15 protein-coding genes are annotated in these 13339 nt (G+C 63.4%); 5 read left to right on the forward strand and 10 right to left on the reverse strand.

The genetic code is table 11. The annotated features are described in order from the left end of the window. Positions 1-96: 96 nt before the first annotated feature. From ABQY74_RS03380 to ABQY74_RS03400, 5 genes are all read right to left on the reverse strand, one after another. On the reverse strand, positions 97-243 hold the full coding sequence (locus tag ABQY74_RS03380; RefSeq protein ID WP_104533192.1) for a benenodin family lasso peptide: 147 nt from the start codon (positions 241-243) through the stop codon (positions 97-99). 48 nt (positions 244-291) lie between these two features. Then, complete coding sequence (locus ABQY74_RS03385) at positions 292-432, reverse strand: lasso peptide xanthomonin 1 (protein WP_104538648.1); 141 nt, start codon at positions 430-432, stop codon at positions 292-294. Positions 433-676: 244 nt separating this feature from the next. Continuing rightward, a complete protein-coding gene (locus tag ABQY74_RS03390; RefSeq protein ID WP_349793394.1) occupies positions 677-1456 on the reverse strand; it encodes a GntR family transcriptional regulator in 780 nt (259 codons plus the stop codon). 148 nt (positions 1457-1604) lie between these two features. Then, a complete protein-coding gene (locus ABQY74_RS03395; RefSeq protein WP_039523261.1) occupies positions 1605-2630 on the reverse strand; it encodes an alpha/beta hydrolase in 1026 nt (341 codons plus the stop codon). Positions 2631-2765: 135 nt separating this feature from the next. Further along, on the reverse strand, positions 2766-4352 hold the full coding sequence (locus ABQY74_RS03400) for an SDR family NAD(P)-dependent oxidoreductase (RefSeq protein WP_166764039.1): 1587 nt from the start codon (positions 4350-4352) through the stop codon (positions 2766-2768). Positions 4353-4770: 418 nt separating this feature from the next. Between ABQY74_RS03400 and ABQY74_RS03405 the strand changes: the two genes are divergently transcribed. Beyond that, a complete protein-coding gene (locus tag ABQY74_RS03405) occupies positions 4771-5550 on the forward strand; it encodes an SPFH domain-containing protein (RefSeq protein WP_047129562.1) in 780 nt (259 codons plus the stop codon). A gap of 213 nt (positions 5551-5763) precedes the next feature. On the opposite strand, the gene ABQY74_RS03410 is transcribed toward ABQY74_RS03405, so the two are convergent. Both ABQY74_RS03410 and ABQY74_RS03415 read right to left on the reverse strand, forming a co-directional pair. After that, positions 5764-6363: a TetR/AcrR family transcriptional regulator gene (locus ABQY74_RS03410; RefSeq protein WP_184352817.1), complete on the reverse strand. Its 600-nt coding sequence runs from the start codon at positions 6361-6363 to the stop codon at positions 5764-5766. After that, positions 6360-6977 carry an NAD(P)H-dependent oxidoreductase gene (locus ABQY74_RS03415; RefSeq protein ID WP_349793396.1) on the reverse strand — a complete coding sequence of 206 codons (618 nt, stop codon included), beginning with the start codon at positions 6975-6977 and terminating at the stop codon, positions 6360-6362. The genes ABQY74_RS03410 and ABQY74_RS03415 overlap by 4 nt, the downstream gene beginning before the upstream one ends. Positions 6978-7200: 223 nt before the next feature. Between ABQY74_RS03415 and ABQY74_RS03420 the strand changes: the two genes are divergently transcribed. Continuing rightward, complete coding sequence (locus ABQY74_RS03420) at positions 7201-8175, forward strand: glutathione S-transferase family protein (protein ID WP_349793398.1); 975 nt, start codon at positions 7201-7203, stop codon at positions 8173-8175. Between the two features lie 79 nt (positions 8176-8254). Continuing rightward, positions 8255-8650, forward strand: a complete 396-nt coding sequence (locus ABQY74_RS03425; RefSeq protein ID WP_104575195.1) for a VOC family protein — start codon at positions 8255-8257, stop codon at positions 8648-8650. 132 nt (positions 8651-8782) lie between these two features. Here the strand turns inward: ABQY74_RS03425 and ABQY74_RS03430 are convergent, their stop codons facing one another. The 3 genes from ABQY74_RS03430 to ABQY74_RS03440 form a co-directional block, all read right to left on the reverse strand. Next, complete coding sequence (locus ABQY74_RS03430) at positions 8783-9244, reverse strand: membrane protein (RefSeq protein WP_024937826.1); 462 nt, start codon at positions 9242-9244, stop codon at positions 8783-8785. A gap of 215 nt (positions 9245-9459) precedes the next feature. Beyond that, positions 9460-10455, reverse strand: a complete 996-nt coding sequence (locus tag ABQY74_RS03435) for an alpha/beta hydrolase (protein ID WP_039531075.1) — start codon at positions 10453-10455, stop codon at positions 9460-9462. Further along, on the reverse strand, positions 10455-11078 hold the full coding sequence (locus ABQY74_RS03440; protein ID WP_349793401.1) for a YiiX/YebB-like N1pC/P60 family cysteine hydrolase: 624 nt from the start codon (positions 11076-11078) through the stop codon (positions 10455-10457). Before ABQY74_RS03440 ends, ABQY74_RS03435 begins: the two co-directional genes overlap by 1 nt. Positions 11079-11227: 149 nt before the next feature. Here ABQY74_RS03440 and ABQY74_RS03445 point away from each other — a divergent pair, with 149 nt between their 5' ends. Further along, a complete protein-coding gene (locus tag ABQY74_RS03445) occupies positions 11228-11563 on the forward strand; it encodes a DUF3817 domain-containing protein (RefSeq protein WP_065046138.1) in 336 nt (111 codons plus the stop codon). Positions 11564-12045: 482 nt separating this feature from the next. After that, complete coding sequence (locus ABQY74_RS03450) at positions 12046-13221, forward strand: HBL/NHE enterotoxin family protein (RefSeq protein ID WP_104623450.1); 1176 nt, start codon at positions 12046-12048, stop codon at positions 13219-13221. Positions 13222-13339: the final 118 nt, after the last annotated feature.

Genomic DNA, 13339 nt, shown 5'->3' on the forward strand with positions numbered 1-13339 from the left:
GGGAGAAGGGGCGCACCGTTGCAGTGCGCCCCTTGGCCTGGGAAGTTGCTCACCGGCATGTACAGCCGAGTGGCGACTGCCGCGCGTTGGCAGCGCCTAGTCCTGGCTGATGCCCAGCGTGGTGATGCCACCCATTTCTTCGCCTGCCAGTGGCCCGCCCTGTGTGTCCAGGCTTGCGATCCCAAGCACGATGAGATCCTGACCAAACGTCGTGGTGTGCGCGTCGTTGTTGCTGGTATCCATGGTCTCTACTCCTGGTGGAAGAGGCGTGCACTCAGGCACGCCTCGGGTTCACTCTTCGGAAATGCCAGGCACGTTGAAGCCGCCGATTTCTTCGCCAGCGAGCGGGCCGCCTTTGGTGTCGGTGCTGGCAACGCCAAGCACCGTGATCTCGCTGGATGCATCGCTGTAGGTGGTGTCATTGATGTTCATCGCTGTCTCCTGGTTGTGTCATGGGGATCCATGACACAGACACGTTAGGAAACGGGTGTATTGATTTTCAAATGATTAAGTCGTAACACCGTCATAATTAAATGCACTGTGTGACCGCCATCGAAGATGACCGCGGAAACCTGGCCGGTGGCGTCGCATCGCACCTTTCACGCCACATCAGGCGCACGTCACAGGCAGCTCGCAAGCAGCATGCAGGTCCTGCAATGTGCTGCGCTGACGACACTCAATCGCCGAAGCTGGAAGCCTGATTGATGCGCTCATTCATGACCGCCACGATGCGCGGCACGGCCTGGATGCGGCGTACGTGATAGGCATGCAACGCTGTCTGCAACGCGGCAAGGTTGCGCTGCTGCCAGTGCAGCGTGAGCTCTGCCAGTTCTTCTTCGAGAGAGTCGAGCAGGCCATGTTTGGCACGTCGCACCGGTGCCAACCGGTCGTTGGTCTGCCTGACGGCATGATGCAGCGACCAATGCGCCGTGGCATGGGCGATGGCGTCGAAGAGCTTCCAGGTCTGCTTGACCACGTCCGCAGGTGCGGTGGTGGTCTCCAACTCGCCAGCGGCGTGCGGTGTCGATGCAACGCCGATATCGCAGGCCATCCGCAGCAGGCGGTCCATCCAGTCGTAAAGATCCCGCAGCGCGACCTCGGTGAGCAGCGGCACCTGCAAGCCATAGCGTGCGTGATCGATGACCAGGCCTTCGCCGACCAGGCGATGCAACGCAAGTTGTACTGGCGTGGGGCTAACCTTGAACTCGGCAGCCAGCGTTGTCGGATCGATGCGCTGACCGGGTCGATAGCGGCCGGATTGCAGGGCGCGCCTGACCTGCGTATAGGCGATGGTACGTTTGGAGTGGATCCCATGCATGGCGAACTCCTTGTCTGACCGCGACTCCTCCCCTGGCCGGATCGTACATGCAATGGCTGCGGCAGGAATTGCTGTGGTAGTCCTTTTTAGTCCTAGGCCTGTCGCATCGTGCTGCGTAAGAGGCAGGCTCGGAGCCAATACCCTGTCCCGACAGTAATAGTTTTAATAACGCACAAACTAGGATCAAAAAAGAGGGCCGCCTGGTATGCCAGGGCGGCCCTCGTGTGGACATTATCTGTTCCTGCTATCGCGTGGCACGCCCGTCGTGCCAGACGCTGTGCCTTGGTTAGCGGAACGACTCGCGCAGCCGCTTGCCTGCGTACTCCTGTGCGGCCTTGGCCTTGGCAACGACTGCGGCGCAGCCGAAGAACTCGTGCGTCACGCCGGTGTAGACCTCACGCTCGACCGGTACGTCGGCGTCCTTGAGTGCGTCTTCCAGCTTGGCGCCGTCGCTGCGCAGCGGGTCGATGGTGGCGTTGATGATCGTCACCGGTGCCAGGCCGCGCAGGTTGGCGTTGACCAGGTCCAGACGGGTATCTGCCTTGTCGGCGTCGCTGCGGATCAGGTGCCCCACGAACCATTCGATCATGGCCTTGTTCAGAGGCTTGGCGATGGCGTTTTCGATGTAGGACTCGGTGTGCAGGCTGCCGGTCTGCCCGACCGGGTAGACCGCCAGGATATGCGTCGGTGCCGGTAGCCCCTTGTCACGTGCGGCCACGGCCGTGGCGATGGCGAGGTTGCCGCCGGCGCTCTCGCCCGCGAGTGCGACGCGCTGCGGGTTGCCGCCGATGCTTGCCGCGTTTGCCAGCACCCATTCGTAGGCGGCGAGCGCGTCGTCCCAGGCGGCGGGGAACTTGTGTTCGGGCGCCTGGCGATAGTCGACCGAAACCACGATGGCGCCGGTTTCCTTGGCGAGCCCGCGCGCGCCGCCGTCATAGACCTCGGCATTGGCGATCACCCAGCCACCGCCGTGGAAATAGACAATGACCGGCAGTGCGGTGCCACCTTGCGGGGTATAGACGAAGGCCGGGAGATTGCCGGCGGGCGTTTCCAGCGTGTGGGAGGTGCGCTTGACGCCGGGCACCAGCGCCTCCGGGTCGGCGGATTTGCCCTGGTCGTGCAAGAGCTTCTTGACCGCATCGGCAATGGTCGGCTGCTGCCGGGCTTCGGCCGGCGTCAGCTTCTCGATGGCCTTGGGCTCTAGCGCATCGTGGGCCTGGGCCAGGTCGTGCATGTCGTCGTCGGCACGGATGGCGCCGATGACGTTGGAGAGGGTGTCGATGATCGGGTTGGGCTTGCCGTGCTCTGTCATGTGGGCGTCTCGGTTGATTGACCGTGACGCTAGCGGCGTTGCAGTCAATGGGGCGACAAGGGAGCTCGGCCGTTATGCACATGGCGGCAACATTCGCAGCAGGCGCCGGTGCAGGCACCTGCCGATTGAGAGCCCTTACCAATCCGTCGGCGCATAGTCCTTGAGGAACTGCCCCCACACATGCTCGCCGGTGTTGGCGCCGTGGATGATGGGGTCGACGATGCGCGCGGCGCCGTCGACGATGTCCAGCGGCGGGTGGAAGCGTTCCTGCTGGACCTTGAGCGCGGCGATGTCCGCCGGATCCTCGTCGGTGACCCAGCCGGTGTCGACGCTGTTCATGTGGATGCCGTCGTTTTGGTAATCGGCCGCCGAGGTGCGCGTCATCATGTTCAACGCGGCCTTGGCCATGTTGGTATGCGGATGCCGGGTGGTCTTGAAGTTGCGGTAGAACTGCCCTTCCATCGCCGAGACGTTGACGATGTGCTTGTCGCGCTCGGGCGTGCGCAGCATCAGCGGCTTCAGCCGCGCGTTGATGATGAAGGGCGCGATGGCGTTGACCAGCTGGGTTTCCAGCAGTTCCACCGAGGGCACTTCGTCCATCAGCAAACGCCAGGAGTTGCGCCCGCGCAGATCCACCTGCTGCAGGTCCTGATCCAGTCGGCCTTCCGGGAACAGGTGCTGCTGGCCGACCAGCTCGTCGTCCAGCAACGCCACCTGCGACAGCTCTGCAGCACGGGTGAGGCCGTCGGCGCCGTCCAGGCCGCGGCCATGCACCGCCGGCAGCGCCATTGCCGAGGCATCGCGCAGCAGTTCGGGCGTGCGCAGGCCTTCGTAATGGCCGACCAGGTTGCGTACGGTTTCCGGCAACTCATGCAGCGCGGCGGTCTCGCCGGCCATCATGTGCGCGTAGAACTGCGGCGGGCGGCGCACCGTCTGGCAGGCGTTGTTGATGATGAAGTCCAGCCGGTCGCGGGTGGCCAGCAGCTGGCTGCAGAACGCTTCCACGCTGGGGGTGTGGCGCAGATCCAGGCCGAACACCTGCAGGCGATGGCCCCATTCGCTGAAGTCCGGCTCCTGCGCATAGCGCGCGGCCGAATCGCGCGGAAACCGCGTGGTGACGATCAGTTCCGCGCCGGCGCGCAGCAGCTTCAAACCGGCCTGGTAGCCGATCTTGACCCGTCCGCCGGTCAGCAGCGCCACGCGTCCGCGCAGGTCGGCGGTTTCGGTGCGCTTGAAGTAGTTCAGCTCGGCGCAGGCCGGGCACATCTGGTCATAGAAATGATGCAGCTGGGTGAACTTCTGCTTGCAGACGTAGCAGTGGCGCAACTCCGGCGAATGCGTGGGCTCCGGTGCGGCAGCGGCGTTCTGGCCGTTGTGCGCGTCGTGCAGGCCGGCGGCATGCGGCGGGAAGAAGTTTGGCGTGCTGAACACCGGTTTGCGCCGCAGTGCGCGGATGCCGCGCTGCTCGAGCAGCGCTTCGGCCTTGCGCACCTTCTCCTGGTGCCGCTCGCGCTCGCGCTGCTTGAGCAGCTGCCGCCGCGCCTTGGGCTCGGGGTGATAGACCCTGGCCACCACCTGGTGCAGCCGCACGCGGTCGGCCTCGGGCAGCGTGTCGAGCACGCTGCGGTCTGCCTCGATGGCCTCCAGCAGGTCCAGCGCCGCGCGCAGGCGGTCGGTCAGGGGCAGGTCGTCGGCGGGCGGGGGTGGGGCGTTGGTGTTCAAGATGGATCCGAAAAAGAGCGACAGAAGGCGAAGCGCATGCAGCGGGCGGCGCGGTGGACGCGATGGATGGCGGCCAGCGGCCACGCTGGCCTGGACCGCTGCCGCCGCAGGCCGGAGCGTCCGGACCGCGGCTATTTTCGCCGATCCTTGGGTGCGCGCGCCAATGACAGACTGGATGGGCTGCGGCAGTGCGGGCGTCGCTGCCGGGGATGCATCCAATCGCCGCGCAGGGCGTGCGCCAGGTTCAGCTCTCAGCACGCGGCTGGAAGGCCTGCGTGCACGTGCTTGCATGCAGCGACGTATTGCCGCCCGTCATGCGGGAGGCCGGGGTGCGATCGCATCCCGGATTGGATAATCTTTCCCCATACCGGAGGGGCCTCACGCCCATCCATTCAAGGGGACATTGATGAAGAATTCCATGCTGGCTTTCGGGCTGGCCGGCTTGCTCTGTGCGTGTACGGTGGTCTCGCCCGATCCGGGGCAACAAGCCGTGCTGGTGGATAAACCCCTGTTCTTCGGCAAGGGGGGCATCCGCTTGGACGATGTGCGTGATCCAGGGCGCACGTACACCTGGTTGACCACCTCTGCGTCGTATGTGGATGTCACCCCGCAAACCGTGCAGGTGGCCTTCGACGATTTCTCCTCCAGCGACAATATCCTGTTGGACTTCTCGACCCAGATCCAGTACCGGATCACCGCCCCGGCCTTGCTGCTGTCCGGGTTTGGGCAGGACTGGTTCAAGAACAATGTCGCCAGCCAGTACGCGTCCATCGTGCGCGATCAGGTCAAGCGCTACGACATGACCAAGATGATGAGCGACCCGGATACCGCCAGGAAAATCGACGATTCGGTCACCCAGAACGTCAGCGCGCTGGTCAAGCAACAAGGCCTGCCGATCCAGATCCAGAACATCACGCTCGGACGCGCGCGCCCTAATCCGGACGTGTTGCAGCAGATGAACCTCACCGCTGCGCAGCAACAGCGTGTCAAGACGCTGGTCGAGGCGACGACTGCAGAGCGGCAACGCGAGCAGGAACAGGTCGCCAAGGCCGATGCCGACAATGCATACCGCAACCGCATGGGCCTGACGCCCGAGCAGTACCTGGCCAGCCAGATCGCCGAACTCAATGCCGATGCCTGCAAGAAGGCGCAGGCCTGCTACATGGTGCCTTCCGGCACGTCGGTGATTGCCAAGTAGCGTGTGTCGCCAAATTTCGGCAAGGCAACATGTGTTGCCTTGCCGTTGCATGTCTTGGGCTTCAACAGCCAGTGGTCATTGCGTTCGCTTCGGTCAGCCGAAGATAGCTCTGGGACGTTGCAATGCGTCGCGCGTTCTGGAATGACACGCAGGTCAGTCCAGCTGTCCAATGATGGCTCAAGTGACCGGCAACTTCCTTGTTGCCTTGCCGGGTTAACCGTTTCGCTCGACCATGCCCAGAATGATCGCCTGCAGTTCGTGCTGCGCCTGCGCTTCGCTGAGATCGCCGGCAACGGCTGCGTCGGATAGTGCGTCGGCAGCGCCGAGCATGGCCCATAGGCTGGCGGACGAAATGCCGGATGATGCGCAAAAAGGCGCCAGCAGCGCTGCGCACTTTGCGATGAAGGCGTGTTGGTATTGTTTCTTGACGGCGGCCAGTTCCGGGGAGCCGGTGAGGGCAGCGACGACGCCGGAGATCTCGCGTCCCTGGGTCAGCACGCAGTTGACGTAGCTGGTGGCGATCACGCGGGCCTTGTCCTGCAGGGTCGCCGCAGCGGCCTCGACGGCGGCGTCGAAGATTACCGTCTGGCGCGCGTCGTAATCCTGGTAAAGCGCGGCCAACAGCCCGTTGCGGGTACCGAAGTGGTCGTACACCACCGGCTTGGTCACGCCGGCCGCGTCGGCCAGCCTGCCCAGCGTCAGGGCATCGGTGCCTTCCTCGCCGATCAGTTGCCATGCCTTGGCCAGAAGCTGACGCGTGCGTTCTTCCCTGGGCAGGCGGCGACGTGGCGATACATCGGGCGGTGGACTCATCGAGACTCTGGGGCGCTTGGGCGGTGGTCGGCAAACAGCTTACGGCCAATCGCCCACGCGGTCTCCAGATGCGCTGCCGGAAAGCCAGGATCGGAGGCAAGCAGAAACTGCGATGTTGCGACCGGTGCGCCGCAGTAATCGAAGATGCCGTGGGCGATCTGCGTCTGCATGGCCTGGTCGTAGCCATGGCGAGCGAAGGTACCTGCGTCCGCACCGCCCACAGCCACCAGGTGGATCTGCAGGCGCTGTAGTTTTTTCACCACGTTGCCGTTTTCCGATTCTGCATAGGCCCAGCCGTTGGTGAACACACGGTCGATCCAGCCTTTGAGCAAAGCAGGAAACGACCACCAATAAATCGGGTAGACCAACACCAGGGCGTCGGCCCGATCGAGCCGCGTGTGTTCGGCGGCGACGTCTGCCGGTGCCGGCGCCTTTTTCTGGAACAAGGCGATGTCCGCTGCGGTGAAGCGCGGGTCGAACCCTTCCGCCGCCAGATCGGCAATCTCGACCGAGTGCCCGGCCTGCGTGGTGGCGAGCCCATCGGCGAGGCGGGCGACGACCGCGTGGGTCAATGATTGGGTGTCCGGGTGTGCAACGACGATCAGGGTGTGCATGGATTGGTCCGGTGGGATTTAATTACCATTAGTAACCTACCTTTAGTATATTGTCGACCTCGGCGAAATTTCGCCCTGCGTTGTGGGCCGATCTGCGTCTGTTGCTCATAGGGCGTGCAGGCCTACTGCAACGCTGTGTTTGCCGATGAAACGCCCGACCATCGCGCTGCCTCCAAATCGTCTGCGTTACGGTGATCCTTCAACGTTGCAGAAGGAGAGCTAAATGGGCCTATTGGTCGATGGCGAGTGGCAGGACAGTTGGTACGACACCGACAAGAGCGGTGGGCGTTTCGAACGCTCGCAATCGCAGTTCCGCAATTGGGTGACGCGCGATGGCAGCCCCGGCCCGCATGGGGACGGTGGCTTTCAGGCCGCTCCCGGGCGCTATCACCTGTATGTGTCGCTGGCCTGCCCGTGGGCGCATCGCACATTGATCTTCCGGCGCCTGAAAGGTCTGGAGTCGATGATCGATGTGTCGGTGGTGCACTGGCTGATGGGCAAGCAGGGCTGGACGTTTGCGCCAGGGCCGGGCGTGGTGGGCGATGCGCTCCACCAGGCGCAGCATCTGTACGAGGTCTATCTGAAGGCGGATCCGCAGTATTCCGGGCGCGTGACCGTGCCGGTGCTATGGGATCGCGAGCGCAACACGGTGGTCAGCAACGAGTCGGCCGACATCATCCGCATGTTCAATAGCGCCTTCGACGCGGTCGGTGCTGCGCCCGGCGATTTCTATCCGGCGCCGCTGCGCGAGCAGATCGATGCGATCAATGCGCGCGTGTACGACACCGTCAACAATGGCGTGTACAAGGCAGGCTTCGCCACCACGCAGGCTGCGTACGAAGAGGCGGTGGTGCCGCTATTCGAGAGCCTGGATTGGCTGGATGCGCGCCTGGGCCAGCAGCGCTACCTGTGTGGCGACCGGCTCACCGAAGCGGACTGGCGCCTGTTCACCACGCTGGTGCGTTTCGACGCGGTGTATGTCGGCCATTTCAAGTGCAACCTGCGGCGCATTGCCGACTATCCGCAGTTGTCCGGCTACCTGCTTGAGCTGTATCAGATGCCGGGTATCGCAGACACGGTGAATTTCCAGCACATCAAGCACCATTACTACCAGAGTCACGACATGATCAACCCCACCGGCATCGTGCCGCTGGGGCCGGTGCTGGATCTGCAGGCGCCGCATGGGCGTGACGGCTGATACAGCTGTTCGCCGAATGCTGCCGGATATCCACGTGCTGGCCTAAGCTGTGCGCCTTCGATACGAACAGGAGTGATGTGTGCTGAATCATGTGATGGTGGGATCGAACGATATTGCGCGATCCAGGCAGTTTTACGATGCGGTGCTCGGCGGCGTCCTCGGTGCGGCGGAGCCACTGGTTAACCCAGCCGGGTCTGGTCATGTGCGCCTGTTCTATCGCCATGCCGGCAGCACGTTCGTTGTCAGCGAGCCGATCAACGATGCGCCCGCGACCAGCGGCAACGGCGCCACCGTGGGCTTCAGCTGCGGCTCGCCCGAGCAGGTGCAGGCATTCCATGACGCTGCGGTGGCGGCAGGTGGTGTGTCCATCGAAGATCCACCGGGCGTGCGTGAGAGCCGCATGGGGCCGGTGTGGCTGGCCTACGTGCGCGACCCGGACGGCAACAAGCTCTGTGCGATCTACCGGCCTGCGTAGGCTGTGAGACTTGCGCTGCTGCGACTGCCGCAGCGCGAACGGACACCGGGTTATTGCTGCGCCATGGAGACGATGGAATGACCATCGTCGTGGTGCGGCCTGCGGTTGCAGCGGGTGACAGGCTAAATTGCGTTAGTGCTTGGCCGCATCGCGCATGATCAACGTCGCCGCGCCTACCGTGATCGCGTCTTCGACCACGCCGGTGCTGGTCTGGCCATAGCGGTCGATCGCACGCATGCGCAGGTTGAAGGTGAGATAGGCGGCCGCCACTGCGGTGGACGCTCCCAGCAGTGCGGCGACGCCGCGCTGATGGCGCGGAGCCAGGGCCGCGCCGACGATCACGCCGGTGGCGATGCGCGCGATCATGCCGGGCAGCACGATGCGGTCGGGCGCGGTTTTCATCTTGTCGCCTGCCAGTTCGCCGCCGGCAAGCGCGAGCATGCCGGCCGACGCCAGCGGATTGGCCAGCAGCGGCGGTGCGCCGTTGTCGGCAGGAAGCTTGCCGGTACGCGCAGCATTGGTGACCGCCGCCAGCGGCGTCATCGAGCGCATGCCGGCGACGGCGCCCATCAGGATGGAATGAATCAAAGCCATGTACACCTCTGCGTGTGCTCAACAATCGCAGGCGGAATGCGCTGCGTGCGGCACGCTGTATAGATGTGCACACACTAGGCCGGCGCATGTATGGGCGTTGGCAAGAGCTTGTGCATGCCGTGCATTGGCGGCGCCCGCACGGCACTGATGTGCTTGCGATGCGCCGCCGGAGATGCGTCGGCTTGCGCCGCGCAACCAGGCGCGCGGAATTGCACTCAGGGAGCCTTGGTGCCCAACAGGAACTTCAGCCCATGGGTGATGCCACGCGGCGCGACACTCAGGTGATCTTCGTCGTTGAGCACCTCCAGCTCCAGCTGCAGCGACGGATACTGTCTCGCGCGCAGCGTCTGCACCAGGTTCCTGGCATCGATCACCATGTCGTACTGCTTGTTGTAGCGCACCTGCTCGTACTCGCCGACATACATGTAGACCCGCGCCGGCGCATCGGTGTGTACCGCAGCGAAGCGCTTTTCCTGCGCGGCCGTGGCGTGCTCGCCGTACCAATACGAGGGGCTGCCAAGCAGATAGCCGGAAAACATCTGCGGTGTGCTCAACAGGATCTGGGTGCCGAGCAGGCCACCGTAGGAATGCCCGAGAAACAGGCGCTTGCCTTCGTCGGTTCGGTAGCGGCCGGCAATGAAGGGCAGCACCTGCTGGCGCAGGTAGGACGCGTAGGCCGTACTGCCACCGTGGGTTGCATTGGGCGGTGCGGTGCCGCCATTTTCCAGCGTCGGGGTGTAATCGCGCCGCCGGCTGGGCATTGGCTCATCGCCCACCGCGTAGGACAGCCCGACCAGGATGAAGTCCTTGATCGCCGGCCCGTCGCCGTTCAAGCGGCGAGCGATCTGCCGCACCACCGGGAACGCATAGTCGCTATCGGTGACGTAAAGAACCGGATAGCGACGCTCCGGGTGGTCGGCGTAGCCGGCCGGCAAGCCGACAACGACCTGATAGCGGCGGCCTGATGCCGGATCCGGGACATCCCAAACCTGGCTGTCGACAATCTCGTACGGCTGGCCTTCGCCGCGTTGCCCAGCTAGCGCGGTGGCCATGGCCGCTTTGGCAGGTGCCGGTGCTTGCTGCGGCACAGCCGCCTTTTCCTGCGGTGCGGGTGGTGCATTGATGCAGCCAACCAGTGACAAGGCGAGCAGCCCTGCCGGCAATGCCTTGTTCAACGTTCTCTCCTGACCACGCGCGGCATTCCCGCGCATCAATTCAAACGGCCGACATGCGCCAGCACGGGAGCAGCCGCCATATCGTTCGGGTTGGTGCCGGGCAGGCCTTGCGGCACGTCCATGCCCTTGCTGCGGTAAAAGTCGGTCCAGTACTGCGAGATCTTGCCGGTCTGCAGGTTCTTGAAGTTCATCGGTTGCAGGACGAACACGTGTTGGGCGCGAAACGCGCGTTCGATGAAGTCCGAGCAGTAGTAGCTGTTGTCGTCCTGCACGTAGGTCTGGTTGTAAGGCTTGCCGAGCATGCGCCGTGCCTGTGCGATGGCGCCGGGGATCGCATTGCGCTGTTCTTCCGTCAGCCGGTACACATGGATCTGCCGATGCTTGGCGTTGGCTTCTTCGACGAATGCCTGCAGCGGCTGCTGCCGCGAGCCTTGTTCGTCTGCGTGCAGCAGCACCTGTCCGGTAGCGTCATGGGCGAGCAGTGCCACGTGATCGAAGCTGGGGGCATCCTGCCTGGCGGTGGCATCGTCGATGGCGCCGCTCAGGCCGGTGCGGGCGGCGGTGACGAACAGCAAGTCGCCGTCCTGCAGCTGTACGGCGATGGAGGTGGTGGGCAGCAGTGCCAGTGCAAGCACGGCAAGCAAGAAGAGGGTGCGCATGGGAGGCCGGCAGGTGGTGCAAGGGCCACCATTATCGCCAGGAACGCGGGCCGGCTGCCGATGCGCGATGCGCTCTGTAGAATGCAACTGCCAGCGGGCGTCGCCGCCGCCATCGCGTCGCGGCAATCCCTGTCCGTCTGGAGTGTTGCATGCGTGCTTCTTCTGCGTTGTCGCCGATCGGCCGGCTGTTTGCGGTGGCCGCCTTTATCGAGGGGCTGACCTGGGCCGGGTTGTTGCTCGGCATGTTGCTCAAGTACGGCACGCACACCACCGAGCTTGTGGTGTGGCTGTTCGGGCGCCTGCATGGCGGGGCCTTCCTGTTCTATGTGGCGGTCAGCGTGCTTGCCGCGCTGCGCTTGCGCTGGCCGTGGTGGGCGTGGGCGCTGAGCCTGCTGGCCGCGTTGCCGCCACTGGTGACGGTGCCGCTGGAAATGTGGTTCCGGCGTATTGGCCTGTTGGGTGTGCCGACGCGAACTGCCGGCTGAGCGCGCCGGGGCGAACCCCGATGCGGCGTGATCGCCATTGCAGTGAAGGTGATCGACCAGCGCATCCGCTGTTTGTGGACGCCACTGGCGATCGGCATGGTAGAGCCTGCACCTGCCGGACGATGTGCCGGCTGAGACAAATCGACGGGTCGGCGCGCATCGGTTCGGGGATGCTGGGGTTCTCGGGCACTCGGTGCTTTCGCAGATAGCACGGCAGCGTTCTCGAGAGCATCGATCATCGGCGCTGTCCCGTTGTGGCAGCAGGCCGGCAGTCGCTGTGTTCAATGGCAAGCGTTGATGGAGCGTCCAACGCGTCCGGGCTCGGGCATCGGTGGTCGCAATCCGGCATGGACCCAAGGCGAACGGATCCATTGGACCACACGCAGGTGACGTAAACAGAACGTCTGGATCCGAGAACCAGCGGTCCGGATCTGGCGGTGACATTCCTCGATTCATTGGTTGACAGCATCAGGAGACGATCCATGCAAGCGCAGAAGAAGCCGTTTTTTCCCTTTGCTCTGAGTTCGGCCCCGCAGGTGACCAGCATCGCGAGTGCGATCGGTACCTCGCGTGTATTGGCTGCCGTCTCCAACGATCCCTTGCCCATCGATCAGCAACTTGCAAACGCATTCAATGCCAATAATGCGGTCATGGCCTATGTCTTGGGCATCGGCAATACGCAGTTGCCGACGATCTCGCCTTCGCCCACGTGGTACAGCACGTTCCAGACAGCGTTCAGCGATGCACAGATTCACGCCAATGGCTGGTATCCGATTGCGACCAATCTCGTCAGTATCCCCAACTCGATTGCGGGCTATGGCATTTCCTTCAATGTCAGCATGTCCACCATCAATTCCCTGGTGGCGGTGCTGCAGAACGATCCGACCAATGCCGCTGCGATTGCTGCGCTGAAGTCTCAGTTCGGCAGCATGATCTCCCAAATCACGTCCTATACGCAGAGCGCGGTGAATGTCCAGCAGTCCATCACTACATTCAGCAATAACCTGACATCCGATGCGGCAGTGCTGGCGCAGGCAGTCGTTGACTCGACCAAGGAGCAGGAGGTGGATCAGGCCAAGATCGCTGCGTTCAAGGCCGATATCGCGTCGCTGCAGTCGGAAATCAGCCATTGGCAAACCGTCGAGACGGCATCTGCGATTGCCGCAGGTGTCGCCTTCTTTACTGGTGCGGTGATTGCAATTTTCTCGTTCGGGATCGGCTTGGCATTCGGGATCGTCGCCGCCGCAGCGCTGATCACGACGATGGTCATCGCATCGAACAAGATTCAGGCGTTGAAGAGCCAGGTAGAGGCCGACAACAGCAATATGAATGCTGTGACCCAGCAGGCGGCGAGCCTTGCGGTGCTGAATGACCAGGTCAATGGATTGATCGCGCTTTCGCAAGCGGCCAGCACGCAGATTTCCCTGGTGTTGCAGGTCTGGCAAGAGCTTGAGTCCGAGTTGAATACCGTGGTGACGGACTTGACCAACTGCAACGGAAACGTCACCAATTTGAACCTGCCACAGCTTCAGTCCAATCTGAATTCCGCCAACCAGGATTGGCAGACCTTGGTGGGACTGTGCAATACAATCGCCTCGATCAAGTACAACCAGGCAACGCCCGCCACCGCGACGATTCCCGACCCCGCCACTGCCTGACGATCGGCATTGCATGGTTGGATGAGGTGGCTGCATTGCCGAGCCACGTGCATCGGGTCGCCATGGACTGGTGAGCATGTGGCCGGGCTGGCGGAGGCGTGTGGATGTCCACACTCTT

It is taken from the genome of Xanthomonas sp. WHRI 7064, assembly GCF_040202355.2.
GTDB lineage: Bacteria > Pseudomonadota > Gammaproteobacteria > Xanthomonadales > Xanthomonadaceae > Xanthomonas > Xanthomonas arboricola.